Origin of the sequence: Myroides sp. DW712 (assembly GCF_046557355.1) — a bacterium.
Taxonomy (GTDB): Bacteria; Bacteroidota; Bacteroidia; order Flavobacteriales; family Flavobacteriaceae; genus Flavobacterium.
In genome coordinates, this window is the sequence record NZ_JBKFDO010000002.1 from 156,193 (window position 1) to 179,886 (window position 23,694).

Annotated in this window: 16 protein-coding genes and 1 tRNA gene; 8 read left to right on the forward strand and 9 right to left on the reverse strand. The window is 37.3% G+C overall.

The genetic code is table 11. The features are described from left to right. From ACLJX0_RS02275 to ACLJX0_RS02285, 3 genes are all read right to left on the reverse strand, one after another. On the reverse strand, window positions 1-453 hold the full coding sequence (locus ACLJX0_RS02275) for a 6-pyruvoyl trahydropterin synthase family protein (protein ID WP_410878041.1): 453 nt from the start codon (window positions 451-453) through the stop codon (window positions 1-3). Between the two features lie 81 nt (window positions 454-534). After that, the gene (locus ACLJX0_RS02280; RefSeq protein WP_410878042.1) at window positions 535-1,317 is read right to left on the reverse strand and encodes a hypothetical protein; all 783 of its coding nucleotides are present in this window, start codon (window positions 1,315-1,317) and stop codon (window positions 535-537) included. Between the two features lie 65 nt (window positions 1,318-1,382). Continuing rightward, a complete protein-coding gene (locus tag ACLJX0_RS02285) occupies window positions 1,383-2,144 on the reverse strand; it encodes an enoyl-CoA hydratase/isomerase family protein (protein ID WP_410878043.1) in 762 nt (253 codons plus the stop codon). A 1,149-nt stretch (window positions 2,145-3,293) separates the two neighbouring features. Between ACLJX0_RS02285 and ACLJX0_RS02290 the strand changes: the two genes are divergently transcribed. The 6 genes from ACLJX0_RS02290 to ACLJX0_RS02315 all read left to right on the forward strand — a co-directional run bounded on the left by ACLJX0_RS02290 (window position 3,294) and on the right by ACLJX0_RS02315 (window position 15,583). Next, the gene (locus ACLJX0_RS02290) at window positions 3,294-8,966 is read left to right on the forward strand and encodes a DUF11 domain-containing protein (RefSeq protein ID WP_410878044.1); all 5,673 of its coding nucleotides are present in this window, start codon (window positions 3,294-3,296) and stop codon (window positions 8,964-8,966) included. A gap of 30 nt (window positions 8,967-8,996) precedes the next feature. Continuing rightward, entirely contained in the window at window positions 8,997-10,691 is a 1,695-nt protein-coding gene (locus ACLJX0_RS02295) for a hypothetical protein (protein WP_410878045.1), read from the forward strand. An 89-nt stretch (window positions 10,692-10,780) separates the two neighbouring features. Next, on the forward strand, window positions 10,781-11,386 hold the full coding sequence (locus ACLJX0_RS02300) for a hypothetical protein (RefSeq protein ID WP_410878046.1): 606 nt from the start codon (window positions 10,781-10,783) through the stop codon (window positions 11,384-11,386). 11 nt (window positions 11,387-11,397) lie between these two features. Further along, window positions 11,398-12,651, forward strand: coding sequence for a gliding motility-associated C-terminal domain-containing protein (locus tag ACLJX0_RS02305; protein WP_410878047.1), 1,254 nt, complete (start codon window positions 11,398-11,400; stop codon window positions 12,649-12,651). A gap of 8 nt (window positions 12,652-12,659) precedes the next feature. Then, window positions 12,660-13,592, forward strand: a complete 933-nt coding sequence (locus tag ACLJX0_RS02310) for a type IX secretion system membrane protein PorP/SprF (protein WP_410878048.1) — start codon at window positions 12,660-12,662, stop codon at window positions 13,590-13,592. A 17-nt stretch (window positions 13,593-13,609) separates the two neighbouring features. Further along, window positions 13,610-15,583, forward strand: coding sequence for an OmpA family protein (locus ACLJX0_RS02315; protein ID WP_410878049.1), 1,974 nt, complete (start codon window positions 13,610-13,612; stop codon window positions 15,581-15,583). Window positions 15,584-15,741: 158 nt separating this feature from the next. Here ACLJX0_RS02315 and ACLJX0_RS02320 read toward each other — a convergent pair whose 3' ends face one another. Beyond that, a complete protein-coding gene (locus ACLJX0_RS02320) occupies window positions 15,742-16,104 on the reverse strand; it encodes a hypothetical protein (protein ID WP_410878050.1) in 363 nt (120 codons plus the stop codon). Between the two features lie 145 nt (window positions 16,105-16,249). Between ACLJX0_RS02320 and ACLJX0_RS02325 the strand changes: the two genes are divergently transcribed. Next, entirely contained in the window at window positions 16,250-16,747 is a 498-nt protein-coding gene (locus ACLJX0_RS02325; RefSeq protein WP_410878051.1) for a DUF6265 family protein, read from the forward strand. A 299-nt stretch (window positions 16,748-17,046) separates the two neighbouring features. Here ACLJX0_RS02325 and ACLJX0_RS02330 read toward each other — a convergent pair whose 3' ends face one another. Continuing rightward, entirely contained in the window at window positions 17,047-17,355 is a 309-nt protein-coding gene (locus ACLJX0_RS02330; RefSeq protein WP_410878052.1) for a hypothetical protein, read from the reverse strand. Between the two features lie 65 nt (window positions 17,356-17,420). Beyond that, entirely contained in the window at window positions 17,421-17,828 is a 408-nt protein-coding gene (locus tag ACLJX0_RS02335) for a hypothetical protein (protein ID WP_410878053.1), read from the reverse strand. 591 nt (window positions 17,829-18,419) lie between these two features. Between ACLJX0_RS02335 and ACLJX0_RS02340 the strand changes: the two genes are divergently transcribed. Then, complete coding sequence (locus ACLJX0_RS02340) at window positions 18,420-21,296, forward strand: tetratricopeptide repeat protein (protein ID WP_410878054.1); 2,877 nt, start codon at window positions 18,420-18,422, stop codon at window positions 21,294-21,296. Between the two features lie 172 nt (window positions 21,297-21,468). Here the strand turns inward: ACLJX0_RS02340 and ACLJX0_RS02345 are convergent. The 3 genes from ACLJX0_RS02345 to ACLJX0_RS02355 all read right to left on the reverse strand — a co-directional run bounded on the left by ACLJX0_RS02345 (window position 21,469) and on the right by ACLJX0_RS02355 (window position 23,638). Continuing rightward, window positions 21,469-21,542 (reverse strand) — tRNA-Met (locus ACLJX0_RS02345). A 227-nt stretch (window positions 21,543-21,769) separates the two neighbouring features. Next, window positions 21,770-23,005: an MFS transporter gene (locus ACLJX0_RS02350; RefSeq protein ID WP_410878055.1), complete on the reverse strand. Its 1,236-nt coding sequence runs from the start codon at window positions 23,003-23,005 to the stop codon at window positions 21,770-21,772. A gap of 21 nt (window positions 23,006-23,026) precedes the next feature. Continuing rightward, window positions 23,027-23,638: a thymidine kinase gene (locus ACLJX0_RS02355; protein ID WP_410878056.1), complete on the reverse strand. Its 612-nt coding sequence runs from the start codon at window positions 23,636-23,638 to the stop codon at window positions 23,027-23,029. Window positions 23,639-23,694 lie beyond the last annotated feature (56 nt).

A 23,694-nucleotide genomic window follows, 5' to 3' on the forward strand; every position in this document is an offset into this window, starting at 1 on the left:
TTATAAATTATCAGATTGGTACCATTCAGCATAGGAAGAATCTGTTTCTTGTAGACGCAAAGAATACAACGCTAGACCTTCTGGTAGACGATTTTTAATTTTAGTAGCAAAATCAATGACCATGTTTTCGCTAGTTGGTTGATAGTCAACAAGAATAACATGATGTCCGCGCTCTTTTAGTTCTTGAGCCAATTCAACATGTGGGGTGTTCTGATTGAATACAGTAGCATGATCAAAAATATCAACAATTTCTTCTTTTACTATTTTTTTTAAATCACTGAAATCAATCACCATACCAAATTTTACATGGGTAGCATCAGTAATTGGAGTACCAATAACGGTAACTGCTAGTTTATAACTGTGCCCGTGTACATTTCGACATTTACCATCATATCCATATAAGGCATGACCCGTTTCAAAGGTGAATTGTTTTGTAATTCTAATTTTAGACATAACCAAAAATTTTGACAAAGGTAGTGAAAAATCTACTTCGCTCCTCCCTTCTTTGGATGGGTTTTGGTTTGGGTTTGAATTTTAAAATAGGCGGTACTGGAGTTGAAATTTCGCCATGGGATAATATTTAAACCATCGGATGTAAGTGTCTGCTTCTTCAAAATTGTGTGCTCTTTTTTCTACAGGACCTAAGTTTACGCCATTTTGCTTTAAGGAATATTCACCTGCATATAGGAGTCCCATTTCTACTTTAATACCGAGACGTCTTTTGGGTACTGCTCGACCCAATCCAAGACCGATATAGGGTTTGAGGGTATTTCCTAAGGTCAACTCTGTATCCAAGCGGCCATTAGTAATGTCTAGCTTTTGTCCGTTAAAATCAAGTTCAGGCCAAAAATAGGGTGGCTGTAATTGGGCAGGGCTCCCATCTCGATTAACGATTGTCCCACGGGTAGAAAGTGTAGTCTTTCCTATGTAAATTCCTCCACTAAGGTATAGAATTCCGCCTATAAAAGGGTAGTAATCCACAACAAGATTTGCGTGTACATTGCGTATCTTCGCCTTCATATCATAGGCTACGCGTTGTCCAAATGCTTCCTGTAGAGCACCATAGGGATCGTCTAAGTTAAAGCGATGGGACTGGGTATTATAGCTATAAGTATTGAAACCTGCTTTAAGCAAAAAATGAGTAGCTACAGGTGTGGCAACTTCCAGGTTGAATCCTAAAGTGGAAAGACCAGTTGCAACAGTGATCGATTTGAAAGCAGGTGTTTCATCTTGTGCGACTGTAGGATGTGTGAGACAAATCACTAGAAGAAGTATAAGATAGTCTCGCAAAGCGAAAGAGGGCGACTTGATCTGCATTTTTCATTTAAAAGTAAGTAAAAAACAAACGCGATTTATTGAAAATCGCGTTGAAATTATCTTTTTTATTTTTGTTTGAAAGCATGTAAGGCTTGAATAGTAAAGTCTGATAAAACGAGTCTTCCCGAAATTTCTGCTCGTTCTGTTAACAGCTCATCCCAATGGGAAGTACCTTCCCAAAAGATTTGCTTCATTTCGGACAAAGCCTCTGGGTTATAGGCACTGACGCGTTTGGCGAAGGTATTTAGTTCGAGGTCTAAGCGCGTTACAGATTCATATACTTCATCGTATAGGCCCTGTTGCGCTGCCCAAGTAGCTGTTTTCCACTCATGGGCGACTAAAGACATCGAGGTAAAAGCTGTTTTTCCTATTTTTCGAGATACGGCGGGCTCAATAACAAAAGGACCGATACCAATTGCTAATTCGGATAATTTGATGGATGCATTTTCAGTGGCAAAACAATAATCACAAGAAGCTGCTAATCCTACCCCACCCCCAACGGTTTTCCCGTGAATACGACCGATGAATAGTTTTGGACTTTTGCGTATGGCATTGATAACGTTGGCAAATCCAGAAAAGAATTTTTTACCCGTAGCTGTATCTTGAATGGCTAATAACTCATCAAAAGAAGCACCTGCGCAGAAAGCCCCCGTTCCTTCGCTTTGAAGAATCACGGTGGTTACTTCCGTATTCGTATTTAAACTAGTAATGGCTTGCGTCAACTCTTCTAATAAAAAACTAGGAAATGAATTACTCGCTGGACTATAAAAAGTAATTGTTGCTATTTTATCGGTAAGGACAGTTTTAATGTTGGCATTTTGTTCCATAAATACTTTGTGTTTCGTCAAATGTAAGCAATCTTGCCAAGGCAGTAAAATGTTTATTCCTTACGGAAAGGATTCTTAATTTAATTATTTAGATTTATTATAAATTAAGTTTTTATTAAGTCGCATTTTGTCATTTTTTAACGCTTTTTTGAGAGGAGAAAAAAGTTAAAGGAAAAGAAGTAAAAATGCAGAGATTCGGCCATTTATTTTGCATAGAGAAGAGTTAGACAAAGGACAGTAAAATGAAGGATCATCTACCTTTGTCGTCCTTTTTGTTGCGGAATAATGAGACGTTTTTTTTGGTTTGATTTTCTTTTTTAGGTGTTTTTTACGCCATCTTATGTCTCTTTTAGGCAACTTATTTTTGAGGATTTTAATAGAGAGGAATAGGAATAAAGTGAATAAATGTGAAAATATTGTTTTATTAACTCTTGTTATGAGATTTTTACTTCTTATTAACTATCATTTTACTTTAGGTGATTTTTATTTCTCTGTTTAGCTGTGTTTTTGATAATTGTTTGTTTTGATTTATATGAGGCTAAGTTGTGTAAAAAGTTTAGTATGTTCAGGTTATTCATTATTTTTGTACAGATTTTATTGATAATTGTATAAAAACGTGAAGATATATTTATATCTTTTACTTCTAAAAGCGTATAAAAGTAAAAAAAAGGCGTAAAAATTATACGTATTTATAAGTGTATAGTACTTTTTACTGTTTTTCTAATAATCTGTTCAGGAAGCATCAAAAAAGAGTACTACACGCAGGAAAATTAAAATAACTTCAAAAAGAGATATAAGAAGAAAGGAACATCTATTTCTGTAGATCTTTTAAGTGGGATGCTTGAAAACTACGCAGGATTGATCGAAAAAAAAGTGAATGACCATTAGTCGGTTATTGAAGCTTGGGCTGAGTGATAGATAACCAAAGACTAGTAGTTGAAAGAAAGGCATAGTGTATCCCACTATGCCCAGTATTTCTATGTGTTTTATTGTATCTCAATACGCTGTTGTATTGGGCGTACTACCCTCATGTTTTTTTAGTAGATCTTCTATTTATGACACAGGTGCATTCACGTGCATCGTTGTCGTGCTACGCATATACACCTTACACCAAAAAAATTATAAAATAATATGTTTAACACACAACACATGAAAGAGAAAACTACTTTTTCCCTCTGGATGAGGGTGTTACTTTTTCTGGTACTCTTAGTACCATTGGTCCATGGATATGGACAAACAAAGGTTTTTGCGACTTATGAGTCACATGCTACTGGATTAAAAGTAGCTTTAGTTGGTGATCCAGTTGTAGATCTCCCTAAGGCTGTTAATCAGCGAGATAACACATACGCTACATTATATGCCTCTCCTGGAGGAGCAGTTGCATTGGGGAACTATGCAAGTTATTTGCAATTGCAGTTTCCTGTTACCTTAGAAGCTGATACATGGTCTTACATCCAATTAGAAGGCGATTCTAATTTATTTAGTGCCTTATTAGGAGGCTCTTTAGGAGAGGGATTGGGAAGAGTTTTAGGAGCAGTTTTACTGGGAAAACAAGAGATTAAAATCGAAGCTTTAAACAGTGATAATGATGTAGTTTTAACTAGAACAAATAATCAAGGCTTTAATAAAGATAATGTTCGATTAATACAAGATCAACAAGGGAATTATCTCTTAGCAATAAAACCCGATGTAGCTTATAGTAAAATAAAAATAAGCAATAAGGCATTATCACTAGTTGGCTTGTTTGCTGAATATGAGTTAAAGGTCTATGAAGCATTTACCTATACAGAAAATGCCTCTATTTGTGGAAAGCCTTTGGGAACTTCTTTCGATGGAAAAGGAATTAATCTATCTGTCTTGCCTATTGGAGATGGAAAATTATCGCAGGCAATCGACGATAGCTTAGAAACCTATTCTACGCTTAAATCAGCAAGTTTATTAGATTTAAATATTGGTGGATATTTATCCCAGTATTTTTATTTTTCGAATAAGACAACTCCTGAATCTACAGTTAATATTAAATTATCGACTACCAAAGGAGCTAATGTTGCTAATTTGGATTTGTTAGGGTCAGTAGAGGTGATTGCTTGGAACGAAAATAATGTGGTATATAGAATGCCTTTAAGTGGAGGGATTTTAAGAGAAACTAATGTCTTAGGATTATTAGATCGAGGTGAACCAATTACAGTAACGATTGCGCCAACTAAAGTTTTCGACAAGTTAGAAATACGGTTAAACTCACCCATAGGTTTAACTCTTTTAGGTTCTTCTTTAAATATATATGATGTAGCATCTTATGATGGTACTACTTGTATCAATCAAAAAATCGAGACGCCTATAGCAACTGAAGTTCCATTTGAAACAGCAAGTTGTGCTGTATCAATTTTAGATACAGAAAATAGCAATTTTGCATTAAATGCAGTAGATAATAACAATGAAACCTTTGCTACGCTATATGCAGATGCTGGAGCGTTACTATCTTCGTTTGCGTCAAAAGGAATGATTCACATGGCCTATAATGAGGTAGTTCCGGCTTATACCACTTCGTATATCCGCATTGATACGGAAGGCGAATTATTGGGTAATTTATTAGGAGGAACCCTCGGAAACTTGTTAGGGGGCGTTGTCGGTGCTTTGATTGGCAACCACTATTTTGAGGTGGATGCGTATGAAGGAGCGAATGAGGTTCTCCATGCAACGAGTCAAAATGGTATTAAGACCGTTAGAGGTGGAAAAATGACCTTGGTACAAGATACTCTAGGGCGTTATTATATTGCGGTTACGCCAAACGTACCGTATCAAAGTATTAAAATTACAAATAAAGTAAGCAGTATTCCCAATGGGGCAATTCGCACGTTGAAGGTGTACAATATGTGTCGCGAAATAGGTATGGATGCTTGTTTTGCTCCTCAATTTACTTCTTTTAATCAAAAAGGATTGACTTTAGGTGCTGGAGACCTTGGAAAACCAGGGGTAAAGAATCCGCAGTATGCTATTAGTGAAAACTCTTCAGAATATGCAGAGCTCAATAATGGTTTAGTTTCTGTAGCTGGGCATTTAAACCAGACTATTTATTTCAATAAACCTTCTCAACCAGGTGATCAAGTTAAAATGCGTCTGCAACTAACTAATCCAAGTGCCTTGTCTTTGGATGTATTGGGCAGATGTAAAGTGGTGACGTATTTAGGTGATGAACAAAAAGAGTCGTTCACCTTACAACAAGGGCTTATTACGAATCTAAATGTCTTGAATTTATTTAAATCGGGAGGAATTCAAACCCTTGTGTTTGATACAACCCAGCGCTTTGATCGTGTGGAACTACAAGTGGGGTCTTTGTTGAATGTAGCTACGGCAGCAACGGTTCGATTATATGAGGTAAAACGCCTGAGTGCAACTTGCCCTGTAACGAGCACGCCTTCGCCATTTATAGCACCTATTTGCGCAACGAAAGTGTTGGAAGCTAGTAATGCCAATGACCTTAATCATTTAGTTGACGAGGACTTTGATTCTTTTGCAACGCTACAATCTGGCGCTGGTGTTTTATTGGGATTAGGTCAATTGGAAGGATTTGTAGAATTAGGCTACGAAACCGAAGTTCCAGCCAATACGACCTCTTATGTTCGCATTGATTTTGAAGATACCGTGCTAAAACAGCTATTAGGTGGAAGTTTAGGTAATTTATTGACTTCTGTAGTAGATGGATTACTATTGGGCAACCATTATTTTAAAGTAGCGGTCAAAGATAAAAATGGCAATATCTTGTTAGAAGAAGGCAGTCAAATGCTGAATTCGACACATAGAGCAGGAAAAATCCGCGTAGTAGTGGATAAGGTAGGACGTACCTATTTAGCCATTACCCCTACACAAGCCTATCAATCTGTTCGTATTACAGATGTCTCTAAAGCCTTAGTGGGCGGAGGAAAACTCAATGCCATGAATGTATATGGTATGTGTTATGAAACTGCTACGGATGCTTGTGTAGCGCCATTTGTTACTTCTTATGAATATGATGGACTAAACTTGTCTGTCAATGATTTGAATAGCACTGGGGTAACAGACCCACAACGTGCGATTGACGATAATTCTACCCATGCATCAAAATTAAGTTTAGGTGCGTTGAACGTGGCAGGACAAGTTAAACAATGGTTCTATTTCAACTCTCTTTCAGAAATCGGCGATGTGACAAATATTCGTCTGAAAGTAGGAACAGGAGGATTAGTGACGCTTCCTATTTTAGAAAAATTGGAAATTGCCGCTTATAAAGGGGATACGTTCGTTGATCGTTTAGATTGGGACAATGGATTGTTACAAGGTACAGAATTGCTGGGATTACTCAACTCTTCTAGTATCATCGATCTTCCATTCAAACCTAATGGACAGTACGACCGCATTTCTATTGGACTTAAATCGCTAGTGAGTGTAGATGTACTTTCTTCCCTAGATATTTACAAAGTAGAACGCTTGTGTAAACCACTTGGATCGGATCAAAAATTAGTTTCTTGGAAATCGTACAAAGTAAATGGCGATGCTGCTATTACTTCGGTTTCAGGAGGAGAACAAGTGGAATATACGATCCATGTGAAAAATGTAGGGGATACTCCAATAAGTCAATTTAACATTACAGATAAATTGCCTACAGGAACAACATTTACTTCGGCTATAGGTGGAAGGCTTTCAAATGATGGAACGCAAGTGCTTTTTGATGTTGCTGGTACGATGAACCCAGGAAGTGAAAGACAATTTGTATTCCGTGTAGACGTTCAGTCCAATCTAGCAGGGATATTGGAGATTAAGAATGTGGCTTTTACCAAAGAAAGTGGTTCGGATTTGAGCTATCCTTCGTATCCTCCCCTAGATAATACAAATCCTACGGAAGCTGATTTGACTAAAAACCCAGGAACGATTATTCAAGTTACGCATGTCGTTACCTTGCCTAAAGCAATCATTACATCGAATAAAGCACAAGATTTATGTGCGGAAGAAACGTTTGTGTTGGATTCGAATATTGCGGAAACGGATGCAGATACCTACCAATGGTATTTTAATGAAGAAGCAATTGATGCCGCTATGGCAGGGAGTACAAATCCAAATTATGGAAAAGAAAAAACGTTAGAGACTAATCATCCTGGAAGTTATACCGTAATCTATACCAAAGGTGCAGAAATAGCTGAGCGATCGGATGCTTTTGTGGTGACGCAATTGCCAAGTCCGAGTATTCAGTTTTCAGATAGTCAGCGTATTACTGCCATGTTGGGAGAGACCATTACCTTACCTACGGCAACAGTTGCTGGAGCAAATGCTACTATTGACTGGTATAACGATACAGGAAATCACATGAATGACCTAACCGTATCGTTTGACACTCCAGGAGTGTATACGTTTACTGTTGTGGCTACGTCAAATGAAGGTTGTACAAGTGTAGAAAGTGTAATTGTTACCGTTTTTGATGATTCCAATTGTCCTCCAACTGTAGAGCGTGTTTATGCTAAAGCTAGAACAAGTGTGGGCTCTATCATCACAGGCGGGGTTGCAGGTCAGAGTAAAGCAATTGATGGAAACCCTCAAACGCACTCTACCTTAACAACAGGATTAGGACTCTTGGGTATTGGTACGGTATGGCAGAATATTTACTTTGATGAGGAGGTTGCTGCAGGGACACCTGTAACGATTAAGCTTGGAAAAGAATACAGCGGACTAATGCTTGCTGGAGGAATTTCAGCCATCGGATTAGACGCCAACGGAAATACAATTGGAACGTTAAAATCTGTACAAGGTGGTTTATTGGATTTATTAGCCGCAGATAATGTGATTGAATTTACTTTCGTTCCATCCAACAGCAGTGGTCCTAAAAAATACAAGGGAGTTCGTATTTCTCAAGGTTCGTTATTGAGTGTAGCTCAATTGGCGAAAGTATACCATGTGTATTATACAAAAAATACAGGCTCATTCGCTCCAGATTATTGCGCGCCTGTAGCACCTGGCGTTCATCCAGGGGTACTTGACGTTTTACACGGGGTGCAAGATTTGGGTATTGGTGCTGCCAGTGCAACAGCTTCTGTGGTTAATCCATGGAATGCAGTAGATGGAAATCTAAATACTTATGCCCTAATCTCAAGAGGGGTGGCTGTTTTGAATGCGGCAAGTTTGACCGTAATCTTTAAACAACAAGCCATGCCAGGAGATCAATTACACATTGTTACCGAAGTGCCAGGAAATCCAATTTTAAGCTTAGAGCTAATTAAAGGATACAAAATCCAACGCTATTTAGGAGATCAAAAAGTAGGTGAAGAAATTGATGGTACTGGAGGAGTACAAGTAATTGACCTTAAACTGCTTGGTTTAGGCTATCGCAACAAGTACAAAATGATTATCAAAGATATTGATAAACCTTTTGATCGTGTTAAAATCTCGTACGGAAGTGTCGTAGGGGTACTAGGAAACTTTACTAAAATATACGAAGTAACAGTAGCTCCTAAAGTTGATGTTGGTATTGATATAGAAGAAGAATATCTAGATATGTGTCAAGGAGGAATCTTGACGATAAATGTAGAAGATGGATGTTCTACCTATGAAGTTTATACGGAGGAAACAGGAGGAAATCCACTACCTACAGCGGGTAGAAATAATTTCAAACTGCCGTTTAATCTTCCGGAATATCAAGATGAACTACCAGAAAATCAAGGATTAGGTCCAAAGTATAGCGTGGTTTACGTACAAACCTATAGAAATGGTTGCGTAGTAGGAAGACGATTACCTATCCGTTTAAAAATGAAAAACTGTTCAGTAAAATCAAATCTGAACGTCACACAACAAGTAAAATAAGCATACATAAGAATTAAAGCATAAATCACAATGAAAAAAATAATAGTAGCAGCAGCAGTTTTAGGAGCATCGTATTTTTCACACGCTCAAGTTGGTATCGGAACACCAACGCCTATCACATCTACACAATTAGATGTTACAGCTACAGATAAAGGTATTTTAATTCCACGTGTTGAATTGAAAAAACTGACAGAATTTGACCCGATTCAAGGCGCAAAGACAGAAAGTTTATTAGTATATAATAGTTTAGGTTCTACAGAGGTGCCTGTAGGTTTTTATTACTGGGTAGATGCTAAATGGAATAGAATTGTAGGTAAAGCAGAGCTAGATACGGTAATAGAAAACTTAGGAGATAATATCACCAATATTGAAGGAGATATCAAAAATCTACAAGCAGTGATTAATTACATCTTGCCTTCAAACCCATCAAATGAAGATACAACGCCAGAAGCGCATACCACAGTAGTATACAAGAATGGTACTTTTTACACCGTGACCTATGACGCATCAACGCAGACGTATACCACACAAGAAATTAACTTTAATGATCTTGTAAACGGGGTAGAAACTAAAACCTTTATGAGGGAGGTGGCGAATGCAAATGGAAAAGTAACTGGATTTATTTATTTTTCAGAGCAAACCATCATCGATTGGTTAGCAGCTGATACTGCCAATACAATTGGCAATATTCCCAATAATGCACCGGGTGCAATGCCGATTGAAGTAACGGGAATTGTTGTAAATAACATCCAAGAAATCTTAGAGTCACCAACCAATATTACAATTACTACCGTTGAAGGAGATCAAACATTTACTACAGTAGAAGAGTATTTGCAATATATCACTCAATTCTCTGAAGGAAATGTAATCTATACACAAATTGAAGACCCAAATAATGCAGGACAAAAAATATGGGTTCTTCAATATTGGAATGGAACGGAGTACAAGACTATTAACCTAAGAGATTTAGTAGCAGAAACGGAAACGAAAACGCAAATCAAGCGCAGTGAAGTTTTAGTAAACGGCACATTACCAGATTTTGATGCAGTACGTACAGCACCAGTTGCAGCGGATGTAAAAAAAGGTGAAATCTTTTATGAGTACAGTGCGGAGGGAGAGAATAAGGATTACATCAACATGACGGAAGATATCTTAAATGCAATCAACAATAATGATGAGATTAAGAATGCAATCACGAATGTATTGAATCTTGGTGGAAACGTGTACTTCGGAGATCACGATAATGATGTGAATACACCTGAAATATTCTACAAAGTTATTACACATCAAGATGGTACGAAAGAGAACAAAGAGATTGAATTACCAGAATCTTTCTTGGTGAATCTGATTAATAAGTACAAAGACATTGTCAAGCAAACACTTGGAGATCATATTACTGTTGAAGGAGATACGGTGTTCACCGGAAATGTTTACAACGGGTATAAAGTGTATTTAGGGAAAGGAGCAACGACGATTACGGCCTATTCAGCCGTGGCGGCTCCAGTGACTTTTAGCTTGGATGGCAATAAACAAATCAGACAAGTATTGGCTATTAAATTAATCGATGCAACTGGACACATTGTTACGGCAAATACAACAGATGTTGAAGTGACTGGTGGAACAAGTATTAAATTTAATATTGGTGTCGGGAATCAATACACGATGTTACCAGCTGGTAGTTATGAAGTTGTCGTTGAATATGCGTCAAACGAAGCAGTTCAATAGTAAAGTAAATTAATCAATAGCGAAAGGGTGGGGGATAGTCTCAATGTAGCGTACCCCCTCATCCTTTTAAACGTAAACACAACAATAAAATGAAAAAGATATATTTAGGAATCGTATGCTCATTATTGAGTACTGTTGCTTTTGCTCAGACGAAAGTAGGGGGTTCACCTGTTATTAATGCTAACGCTATGTTGGAGGTAGAAGCAACAAACAAAGGATTGTTATTACCTCGCTTGGAACTGGAAGAAACCACCAGTGCAGCTCCTTTAGCGGATCATGTGGCGGGTATGACCGTGTATAACACCAAAAGACAAAATGATGTGGTTCCTGGCTTTTACTACAACGACGGAAGTAAATGGCAGCAAATGGTGACTTCCGACAATAAAGCGGTGAAGTTTTTCTACATGCCTTCTATTGTGTTTGATACAGCCGTTGCTGGTAATGGGACAAAGGATTTATACCAAGAGTATGTGAATCAATTTACCTTAACAGGTAATACAGCAAGTAGCGTAGGTGCTCCTGCGGTGATTCCTCATTTTCCAGAGGCAACAGACTTATACTACTATGTAACGGATTATGACACGACCGTTTTTTCGGATATCCTCATTACGGAAGACGGAAAAATGACGTATAAGGTAATTGGATCAGGTAACCCTTATTCTATGATGAACATTGTTTTCGTAGTTAAAGAATAAACCGAAAGAGGATGATAAAACATAAAATCTCACTTTGTGTTTTTGCTTTCACAGGTAGTTTAGCCTTTGGACAAACCGTTAATTATGGTGGTTTGTACATTATGCCAGATACAGAAATGGCAACGCTATTTTCCTTAGAAAACAAAAACGATGCGAAGGTATTCAACAACGGGACGTTGTATGTTTACAGCCATTTAATCAATGATGGGGTGTTCGATTTTAGAGAAGGGGGGAAGTTGAAAAACACAGGTAAAACTATTTTTACTTCCAACCAGCAACAGAACATCAGCGGAAGTCAATTGATTCGCCTCAATAATATTGAACTGAATAATTCAACAGCAGCAAGTGCCTTCCATCTGAGTAATGGTATTGCTGCACAAGGGGACGTGGAGTTCATCGATGGTATTGTAACCTATGAAGAGGCAAAAGGTGCTTTTGCTTTTTTGAAAGGTGCAAGGGCAATCAATCCGACAGACCATAGCCACGTAGATGGGGTGGTGGATAAAGTCGGAAATGAAGCATTTACCTTTCCCATTGGAAACAAACAATACTTTCGACCAGCGCGTATTACGGCTCCAGAAAAGGATACGGAGGTCTATGAAGGGGAGTATAAATATAAAGATGCTGCGTTTTTTGAAGACAAATCGAATGCCGCTGGGGTAATCAAAACACTTAATACCAGCGAATACTGGTATGTGAATAAAATGAGTAAAGAAGAGAAAAACGTCATCTTAGAATTAAGTTGGGATGAGCGTACAACTTCTCCACTAGTACTCGAAAACCCAGAAAGTGACTTACATATTGTTCGTTGGGATGCAGCGAAGAAAATCTGGGTAGATGAAGGGGGAATCGTCGATGTAGAGACGCGTACCATTACTACACCCACTACAGTAAAAGGATTAGGATATTTTACCCTAGCTACCGTGAAAACTGATTGGTTGTTGGAAGGGGATGTGGTTATTTACAACATCGTTACGGCGGATGGAGATGGAGTCAATGACTATTTCCTCATTGACAATATCCAACGATTTCCAAACAACAGCGTTCAAATCTTTAATAGATGGGGAGCGAAAGTGTTTGAAACAAAAAATTATGACTCCAATGGAAACGTTTTTGATGGCCACTCTAAAGGAAAAATGACCTTGAATGAGAGTGAAAAATTGCCTTCAGGAACCTACTACTATGTGATTGTTTATGAGGTAGTAAAAGACGGCGTATCACGAACAATCAAGAAAGCAGGGTATTTACATTTAGAAACGAATTAATAGTAAGGATGAATTTTTTAAATAAACTCAAAAAAGTGGGTACAGCCTTAGTATTAATAAGTGCTGCTCAACACGGTTTTGCACAACAAGAACCACAGTTTGCCCAATATATGTACAACACTTCAACGTACAACCCTGCCTATGCGGGTACGAGAGAGGTATTAAGTGTATTTGGAAATTATAGAACCCAATGGGTGGGATTAGATGGAGCGCCAAAAACAGCTAGCCTCGCTGTAACAACACCAATCAATGATTCGAATGTGGGATTGGGGTTTTCTTTTGTCAATGAGAAAATCGGTATTATGGATGAGAACAACCTCGCGGTCGATTTCTCCTATAAGATCAAATTGAATTACCACTATCAGTTGGCTTTTGGTTTAAAAGCTTCGGCGGATATCCTGAGTGTAGATTATACCAAAGGACATCCTTTCGATCCCTCTGATGCGAATATTCAAGAGAATATCTCGAATAAATTCACCCCGAATATCGGGGCTGGGGTGTACTTGTATTCCGATCGATCTTATTTGGGAGTATCGGTACCTAGTTTCTTAGAAACACACCGCTATGACGATAACAAGGTGACGACCATGAAGCAACGCATGCAGCTGTATCTGATGGGAGGTTATGTTTTTGAACTCAATCCTGATGTGAAGTTGAAGCCTGCTTTCTTAATGAAAGCCGTGCAAGGGGCTCCCATGCAGCTTGACTTAACTGCTAATTTCTTAATCTATGAAAAATTAACTGCAGGAGTAGCTTATCGTTGGGATGCTGCAGTAAGTGGCTTAGTTGGATTTCAAATCAATGAAAGCTTATTCGTCGGTTATTCGTATGATGCAGATACATCCAAATTGAAACATTACAACAGCGGATCTCATGAGTTTTTCTTACGTGCCGATATTTTTAATCGTTATACAAGAAAAACATCTCCGCGTTTCTTCTAACCTAAAGATGCTACACTATGCAAAAGAGACTAGTTAAATTACTCGTTTTATCGTCTATTGCCTTGACTACATCCTTAGGGTGGGCTCAAGAAAGACGGGAAAATAAAGCGAATCAAAAATTTGAAAAATACGAATACATCAACGCGATTGAAATTTATGAAAAAGCGGTCGAAAAGGGGTTTAAAAGCGTAAATATGCTGCAAAAACTTGGAGATGCTTACTATTTCAATGGCAAGTTGACAGAAGCAAAGAAATGGTATCAGGAGCTGTTTCGATTCGCTCAAGAACAGCAAACGACAATTGAATCCGAGTACTACTATCGCTATGCGCAAACCTTGCGTGCGGCTCAGGAATATGAAGAGGCTGATGTGTATATGAGTCAGTTTACTGCCTTAGAACAAGGTGATTCTAGAGCGCAATTGTTTGAAGCCAACAAAAACAATTACCGAATGGATATTGAAAAGCGATCCAATCGGTATGAAGTTGAAGCATTGGAACTAAATAGTGCGTATTCAGACTATGGCGCAGCGATTTACAAAGATCAATTGATCTATACTTCTGCACGAAATTCAGCTGAGGTTTCAGGTAACAATGTACACAAATGGACCAATGAAGCGTATACGAGTTTGTACGCCTCCAGAATAAAAAATGATGGAACGTTTGATGAGCCGCAGTTGTTTTTTATGGGTGATGGAAAAGATAGCAATCAATCAACGGCAGTTTTTACTAGTGATGGTAAAACGATGTATTTTACTCAAAATGCGACTGCTACGAACGATGAGGTACAACAGCATAAGTTTAAAAACGCTTGGTTGCAGTTGTTCCAATCGACGATGCAAGAAGATGGTACATGGAGTAAACCCCTTGCGCTGTCCATTAATGACCCAAAAGCGAATAATGCACATCCTGCTTTAACACCAGATGGTAAATGGCTGTACTTTGTTTCTGATCGGCGTGGATCCATCGGACAAAGTGACCTCTATCGTGTAGCCATACAAGAAGACGGAAGTTTTGCTCAAGTGGAAAATTTGGGCCAGCAAATTAATACAGAAGGACGAGAAACATTTCCGTTTATCTCTAGTGATTATATGCTGTACTTCTCTACGGATGGGCGTCCAGGTTTAGGTGGATTAGATATTTTTATGGCGAAAATAAATGTTGACGGATCTTTTGGTACTGTAACCAATATTGGAGAGCCTATGAACAGTCCAGCGGATGATTTTGGGTATTACTTCGACCCTAAAACACAAAAAGGATTTGTTAGTTCAAACCGAATAGGAGAAAGCGGTGGTGATGATATTTACTTCGTACAAGAGAAAAAAGAAGTGGTGTGCACACAAAGTATAGAGGGGTGGGTATTCCATGCAACAACAAGAGAAGCATTGGCTGCTGCTACCATTACGGTATATGATGCCACCTATACCCAATTAGATCAGATCCAAGCGAATGAGGAAGGAAGATTTACGCTAACCGATTTGGATTGTGGGAAGAAATACCGTTTCAAAGCAGAAGCTACTGGATTTCAAACGAAAGAAGTAGCGCATACTACGGGGTATCAACTACAAGCAGTTGAACAAGTTGAAATCGGATTAGAACCGCTACAAGAAACAATTGCCGAAGAGGATGATTTGTTTAAGAAGCTAAACCTACAACCGATTTATTTTGATTTTGATAAAGCTGATATCCGTCCAGATGCTGCGGCTGAATTGGCTCAGGTGGTGGAAGTATTGAAACTATACCCAAACATCAAGCTTGACGTACGTTCGCATACCGATAGCCGTGGAAACGATGCGTATAATATGAAGTTATCAGATCGTCGAGCAAAAGCAACAATGCAGTGGATGATTAAACAAGGCATTGATCCATCCAGAATCTCAGGAAGAGGATATGGAGAAACGCAGTTAATTAACGCTTGTAAAAATGGAGTTCCTTGTACTAAAGAGCAACACCAGGAAAACAGAAGAAGCGAATTTATTATTATAAAAATGTAGAGGTAGCCACTACAAGAAACAACAATTTTTAATTCCCTAAAGGGCCGCTCGGATAGAGTGGCCCTTTCTATATCTTGATATGAGCAAGTCCAGAAAATTCATAAGATAATCGTGTCAACTAAAAGAGCTCCACATGGGAGCTCTTTTAGTTATCGGATTTAAACCATAGGAGGTGGATCTACTAAGGTTATATAAGGATTCGAATGGATGATAGGTTGATAAAAGTACAATTTAGTGGCAAATAGAATGCGATTTTTGAGTAGAGGCTGTTCTAATGTTTGCCCAATAAAAAAAGTTTCACAACTGATGTTAGTTGCCTTGCAGTCTTTGGTTTTGGTAGTTTGATTGCCACCGTCAGCAATAGAGGAAGTGCCTAAATGATACACATACATATTCGCTGTCGGACAAAAAGATTGTCGAGCCTCACAGTCCTGTGGTGTGAAAAAATTGATTTTCTCTACCCCTAACAAAACAAAAATAAGGCATAATAACTGAGCGATATGTCGGTTGTACTTCGTCATGAATCCAACAAATATATTTAGATTTTACTCATCTTCCTTTCTTTTTAGGTAAAGTTTAGCAAGAAAAAGATAGAAATAGAGGCGTGCAAAAAAACGCAAAATTGATTATCTTTAATTGATAAATCAACAAAACAAATTCAATCTCATGAAAAAAGGTCTACTATTTGCCTTGATGGCAGTGGCTTTGATTGCCTGTAAAGACAATAAAAAACTCCTTCAACAAACGTCAACCGAAGAACAAACTCGAACAGAAATGGTACAAGGAACAACATTCGATTGGTTGTTGGGTAACTGGAGACGAACTAATGATAAAGCAGGGCGTTCTACCTTTGAATCTTGGAGCAAAATAAAGGACAACCAGTATGACGGTATTGGTTATACCTTAGTACAAGATGATACTCTGAGTAAGGAACATATGAAATTGCAACAAATAAACGGAAAGTGGAGCCTAATCGTGAAAACAGCTGACGATGCAGAATTGGTTGAATTCAAAATGACCGAATTAAAAGAAAATTCTTTTGTTTGTGTAAACGAAACACATGATTTTCCAACGCATATCGCCTATCAATTAAACGGTGATAAGCTCCAAGCGAAAGTGTCTAACAAGGATATGGCAATTGATTTTGAATTTGTGAAAGAGTAGCATTTCTGACGTATAGAGTTGCTAAAGGATGAGCTAAAATGAATTTGCCAACAATAAAAAAACCGCCATGAATTGGCGGTTTCTCTTGAAATTCAGGATTGCTATTAATCTAAATATCATAGTAAGGTGAATCTTTAGTTAAATTTTGAATTTCATTTAAAAACGGGATTCTTCTTCTAATGCAATAACTAGTATTAATAATTGTACTTCATGGTCTATTATCCTTTTAAATTCTTACGAAAGAATTTAAGTTAGTTGAATAGAAGGTTTAGTGAATCACGTTGAGTTCTTTTAAGCTATTAGTAACAAGGCATTCCTTGACCATAAGAATCAGCTTCTTCTTGGTCAATACATTTGTTGTTTAACGCTTCCTTAATCACTTTAACAACTGCTAGACAGTTTGCATTAGATTGATCTTTTTGGTAATTGTTATAAGCTTTTTCATACGCTTCAGTAAGTGAAGCCTCATTACAGCTTCCACTTCCACTGTCATCGCTGCTGCAAGATATGAACATAAATAAGGTAGCTACAATTGAAATTTTTAGAAATTTTTTCATCATTTTAGTATAGGTGTTTTTAATTAAACTTAAAGCTATTGTAATCTGCACTTTTTAAAGTACAGTGGATTTTATTTCTTTAGCATTGATTTTTACTCCAAATTAAATAGGATTATCTAGTTTGGATTGTGTTTTAAATTGTTTTCCATGTCAAGGTATTCGTTGTCGCCTTTCAACTTATAGGCTTTGACACGAGCTGTAACATAGAATCTTTTTCCTTTTTGATCAACCATAAAAACAGGGTTTAGAACACCGTCTGCTCCAGCTTTTATCGCCGCTTTCTCTGCTTCCATGAAAGCTAGTTCTTTGAGTTGATCTACATTGTATTTCTTGAGTTTTTTCTTATTAACTACAACACCTTGGTATTGCTGATCCAACATCGTATAATCACTTCTTTTTAATTTTGATTCCACACGTTGTGTTTGTGAGTTAATTCCTGTTGAGTAGGGTTGCGCTCCTCCGCAAGAAGCAAGGATTAGTGATAAAACAAGTAACGATCCAAATAAGTAGGGTTTTTTAACCATGTTGTTTCGAATTTTTAGTTATTTATTAATAGTAAAGTAAAGTCTATGTCCAACGCGTTTTCTGTTTGAAACTCTGTTACAAATGTATAGCCGTATTGATGATTCTTCTAGGTAAAAATGAAGCAAATAGTTGGTGTTTTTTGCGCATAAAATAGTTTTTTAATGCTACATTAAATAAAGTAAAATAGTGGATATTAGTTTGTTATGTTTATTTGGCTACAAAAGTGTTTTCTTTTTTTAAACCGAAAGATATACTCGATCTTAGTTGTCGTTCATCTTCTTTTTAGAACTAATTGATTCTGATTTTCTGAAGCGATAAGACAGTGATTGGTCATCTTTTTAATTCATTCTCCCAGGAGTTTTTAAAAGAGAGGCTAAAGAAATCATATAAGGAACAACAGCTTTTGCAAGAAGGAAGTAGAGAGAAATTATGGATAGGGAACAGCTGTATTTTAATACGTCAAAATGTACATGTTATTCAAAAAAGCTTGTTTAATCAATAAACATGACTAATGTATTTTTTAATATATCTATTATGTAAGGCATTTTGTTTTTTATTTTGTTAATTTTGCCTTTTCTTAAATTCACATAATGAAAAAGCCCTTTTTTTTCTTACTTCTTTTCTTTTTAATTCATTCTGTGATTTTTTCCCAATCAGACAAGCAGGTTTTAGAAAAAAAGATAGATTCTTTAACGAATATTCTTACTAAAAATACTGCTACTGATACTTTAACAGTTGGTCAAATGAATACACTTGCCCGTCTTTTAGTTGAGGAGAAACAATTTGATCGTGCTTTTAGTTATGCTCAAAAGGCACTGAATTTATCAGAAAAGCTGGATTTTAAAAAAGGAAAAGCCAATACGTATCATGTGCTCGGAAAGTTCTATGATAAACAAGAAAAGGATCTTGAAGCGGTGAAAAATTATACCGTTGGGTTAAAACTATTTGAAGAAATTGGAGATGAACGACAAGTTGCTTTTTCTTATTACTACATTGGGACACTTTATTCGTATCAAGGAGATTTTCCAGAAGCACTACAAAACTTATACGCTGGGTTAAAACTATTTGAAAAAATTGGACATAAAAAGGGAATTGGATTATGTTACAGTGGCATTGGTATTATTTATGGAAATACAGATAAACACGAAGAAGCTTTAAAAAATCACGGTATAGCGTTAAAAGTATGGAAAGAAGCTGGGGATGTCTTAGGTCTCTCAGAATGTTATAACAATATGGGGCTTATTTATGAGTTTCAAGGCAAATACTCCGAGGCATTGGAAAATTACTTTTCCGCTTTGGAAATAAAAAAAGAATTAGGGAATAAGCGTGGAATTGCGGGTGTTTATAACAATATTGGTGCTGTTTATCAGCGACAAGGTAAAAACAAGGAGGCACTAGAGAATTTCTTGAACTCTTTACAAGGGTTTGAAGAAATTAATGAAAAGGGAGGGATCGCCATGACCTATCTGAATATAGGAATTGTAGAGTCTACATTAGACCGACCGGCCGCAGCAAAAGAACATTATAAAAAAGCCTTAGCTATTGCAAAAGAAATGGGGCGAAAAGAAATTATAATGAATATTTACTACAATGCGACTTTGGATGATAGCACGTTGGGTGATTATAAAGATGCGTATGAAAACTATAAACAGTATATCGTGTATCGTGATAGCTTGATGAATGAAGATACTGAAAGGAAAAGCTTGGCGGTTGCCCTGGAGTACGAGTTTGATAAAAAAGAGGCTGTAATCCAAGAAGAGCTTAAAACGAAAAAATTACAACGCAATTTTGCTTTTGCTGGTTTAGTTGTGATGGTTCTATTTGCCCTTCTCGGCGTTTATTTTTACAGGTTGAGAAATAAAAAATTGAAAGTTGAAAAACAAAATTTAGAATTGCAACGTAGAGAGGTGGAGACCATTAAACAAACCGAGCAGTTTAAATCTCGATTTTTGGCGAATATTTCACATGAGTTCAGAACTCCTCTTACGTTAATCAACGGACATATTGAAGTTTTAAAAGAAAATGGGAGAAAAGAAGATTTTTCTCATTTTGATGAAATAGAACAAAACGGAAAAAGACTTCTTACTTTAATCAATCAGTTGCTCGACCTTTCCAAAATGGAAAGTGGAGAATATAAACTTCATTACAAAAAGGGGGATGTATTGAACGAAGCAAGTATGCTTGTGCAATCTTTTCATTCCTATGCAGAACAACACAATATTTTACTCCAAATAAACCAAGCAGAAGGTGTACGAGAATCCTTGACAGAACATCCGTTTATCTATTCTTCCGAAGCATTAACTGTGATTATTACTAATTTACTGTCCAATGCGATTAAATACACTCCTTCTGGAGGAAGTGTAATGGTTGAAATAGCGTATAAAAAGAATAAACTGTTGATCAAGGTTATCGATACAGGTAAAGGGATAGATGCAGAAGATTTGCCTAAAATTTTTGATCGATTTTATCAGGTGGATGATCCCGGGAAGAGGGCTTATGCTGGTTTCGGTATTGGATTAGCTTTGGTTAAAGAGTTAGTTGTACTACATGGAGGAGATATCAAGGTAGAATCTCCATCTGATGGGGGCTGTATTTTTACATTTTGGATTGAAAGTGGCTTAACAGAAAATAATAAAGATCTAGCTTTTACTAGACAAAATTTGGCTTTTCCTGTTAAAGAGGAAAATCAGCTTGAGCGTCAAGAACAGCAAGATACAGAGCTTCCACTATTGCTTATTGTGGAGGATCAACCCGAATTGCGCCATTTTATTGTTCAAAATATCGGAAAAGAATATCGATATGTAGAAGCTTCGAATGGAAAGGAAGGGATCAAATTGGCAGAGGAGTTATTGCCTGATTTGATTATTAGTGATGTAATGATGCCTGATACGAATGGTTTTCAATTATGCGAAATATTGAAAAATAACGTAGCAACGTCTCATATTCCAATTATAGTATTAACTGCAAAAGCGGAGCAGAAAGATATGCTGTTTGGCTTGGAAACAGGAGCAGATGATTATCTTGCCAAGCCTTTCTCTTTGGCGGAATTAAAGCTTCGTGTAAGAAATATGCTGAAATTTAAAGCATTACTTCGTGAAAAATTCAGCGGAAATAGTATACCGTCGCAGGAGATAGTCCCCGAATTAAACAAGAAAGACAGAAAATTTATTGATGATTTAGAATTAACCGTTCAGCAAAATTTTTCTAATGTGCAGTTTGGCGTAAATATCTTAGCAGAAGCAGTATTTCTGTCCGTGAGTCAACTTTCTCGAAAATTGAAGACCATAACAGGAAAAACACCTGCAGATTTTATACGAGGTCTTCGTTTTGAAAAAGCGATTCAATTGTTAAGAGAGGGAGCAAGTGTAGCAGAAACTTCATGGGCAGTTGGATTTGATGATCCCGTTTATTTTAGCAAAGTATTTAAAAAACACTTTGGTTTTCCTCCTTCCTCAGTCAAAAAATAAATAGGTAGTATCTCGTATTGGTTTCAGGTTATAAAACGTCAATATTGCACTTGCATTTAATTGGTAGAAGAGCTAATTTCTTGTTTCGTCACCAACTTTTATGAATTGGAGTTAAGTTCTTTCATTCTAAACAAAAAAAGACCTAATCTTTCGATTAAGTCTTTTTATCTTGTAGCGAAGACGGGAGTTGAACCCGTGACCTCAGGGTTATGAATCCTGCGCTCTAACCAACTGAGCTACCTCGCCAAATGTTGGTCTACATTATTTTGTTAATGCGAGTGCAAATATAGAACAAAATATAAACAAAGCAAGCTGTAAAAGCTTGATTTTATTCAGAGTTTTAAATTTTAACATTTATTTTTTAATCTGCTACGTCTATTCTATTTGTAATCAATAATTTATTGTTTCTGTCAAAAATAAACGCTACAAATTACTGCTCGGTCAATTCATCTAAAAATAAAGAAGAAACAGCATTATGCTTTTGGTTGCACCATTTTACCGACGGTGTAGTTAAGTCCAAAAGCAGCTACTAAGAAGATGGAGCCCATGACAATCCACAGGACATCATAGCCAAAATAAGTAACTAGTTTTGTTCCTAAAATAGGAGAAATAATAAATCCAATTGCAAAAGTCAAACCGTTCACTCCCATATAAGATCCTTTGCTAGAGTCATTGGCTCGCATTGCTGTAACCGTTGAGGTATACGGGAAAATCAGCATTTCTGAGGCGCTTAAAAACGTAATGGAAAGGAAAATTGAAAGCAGGCTATGATCCAACAAGAAAATACCAAAGGTTAAAGGTGCAATAAGTGCACCATAGAAAATGGTTTTTTGTGTGGTCAAATGGCGTTCAGCCATATGTACCAATAGCATTTCCGTTAAGAAAATCAATAACCCACTATAGCCTAAAACAATTCCAATTTCAAACTCATCAAGTCCCCCTACTTTTTCATAGAAGATTGGTAGGGTGCTGAAAAGTTGTAAAAAAGCAATAGAATACAGGGTACAGAAAAAGCTGTAAAACAAGAACAGGCCATCTTTATATGGAGATTGTCGCTGAACTGTTGTGGAAGCTACCGTAATCTCTGTATCGTCCGCTACATCAACAGTAGGCTTCGGGTTTTCTTTGCGCCCTTTAAAGAAGTAAATAAAGACAACCGCAGCAAAGAATGCTGCTCCTGCATTGATGTAAAACAACAAGGAGTAAGAAATAGCCGCTAGCATTCCACCCATTGCAGGACCTACCGAGAATCCTAAATTGACTGCCATGCGGTTCAAGGAGAATGCACGCGTAATATTTTCAGGTTTCGCGTATCTGGTAATCGCTACCGAGTTGGCAGGACGGAACATCTCACTGATGGTGCTTTGAAAGAGAATCATCAAGGCTAAACTCACCACAGAGGTAAAATGAGGGAGTAAAATGAACATGGGGATACTACCCAATAAACTCAAATACTGCAACTTATAGTTCCCTATTTTATCCGTAATCCACCCACCTAAGGTAGAGCCAATCATGGAACCAATTCCATAACACGCTAAGACGTAGCCTGTTTGTTCATCCTCAAAGTGAAGTTCTTTGGACATGTAAACTCCTAGGAAAGGAAATACCATCGATCCAGCTCTATTGATTAACATAACGATGGCTAACATCCAAGATGCAGAGGATAATCCTCGATAAGAGTCTAGATAGATTTGGTATATTTTCTTCATAAAAAGGTTGAATCTATAAGATCAGGGTTTGTTTTTTTCTTGTTTTATTCGTTCTGCCTCTCGCATGGCGTTGTAATAGGCAGCTCTGCTTAAGGGTTCGTATTCTTCGGTTTCACCAAGCATCACAATAGCATCACTGGCGGCTTTTCGATAGCTGTAATGTGCTAAATTTCCTGTTCGCGTGCAAACAGCGTGTACCTTGGTTACGTATTCTGCAGTCGCCATCAGCGCTGGCATAGGACCAAAAGGATTTCCTTTAAAATCCATGTCCAACCCAGCTACGATTACCCGAATACCAGAATTAGCCAATTCATTGCATACATGTACAATCTCATCGTCGAAGAATTGAGCTTCATCTATACCAACCACATCACAACCACTCGCTAAAAGACGAATGCTATCTGCCGTGGGTACTGGAGTGGATCGAATCTCATTCGAGTCGTGCGAGACTACGTATTCATCGTGATAACGCGTATCTACTGCAGGTTTAAAAATTTCAATTTTTTGCTTGGCAAATTGGGCTCTTTTCAGCCGGCGAATCAGTTCTTCTGTTTTTCCAGAAAACATGGATCCACAGATTACTTCAATCCAACCAAACTGTTCTTTGTGATTAACAGGAATTTCTAGAAACATTTTGTAATTTTCAGGTCGAAACCAGTAGTTTTTTTGTTACTTTGTGAAGGACAAAT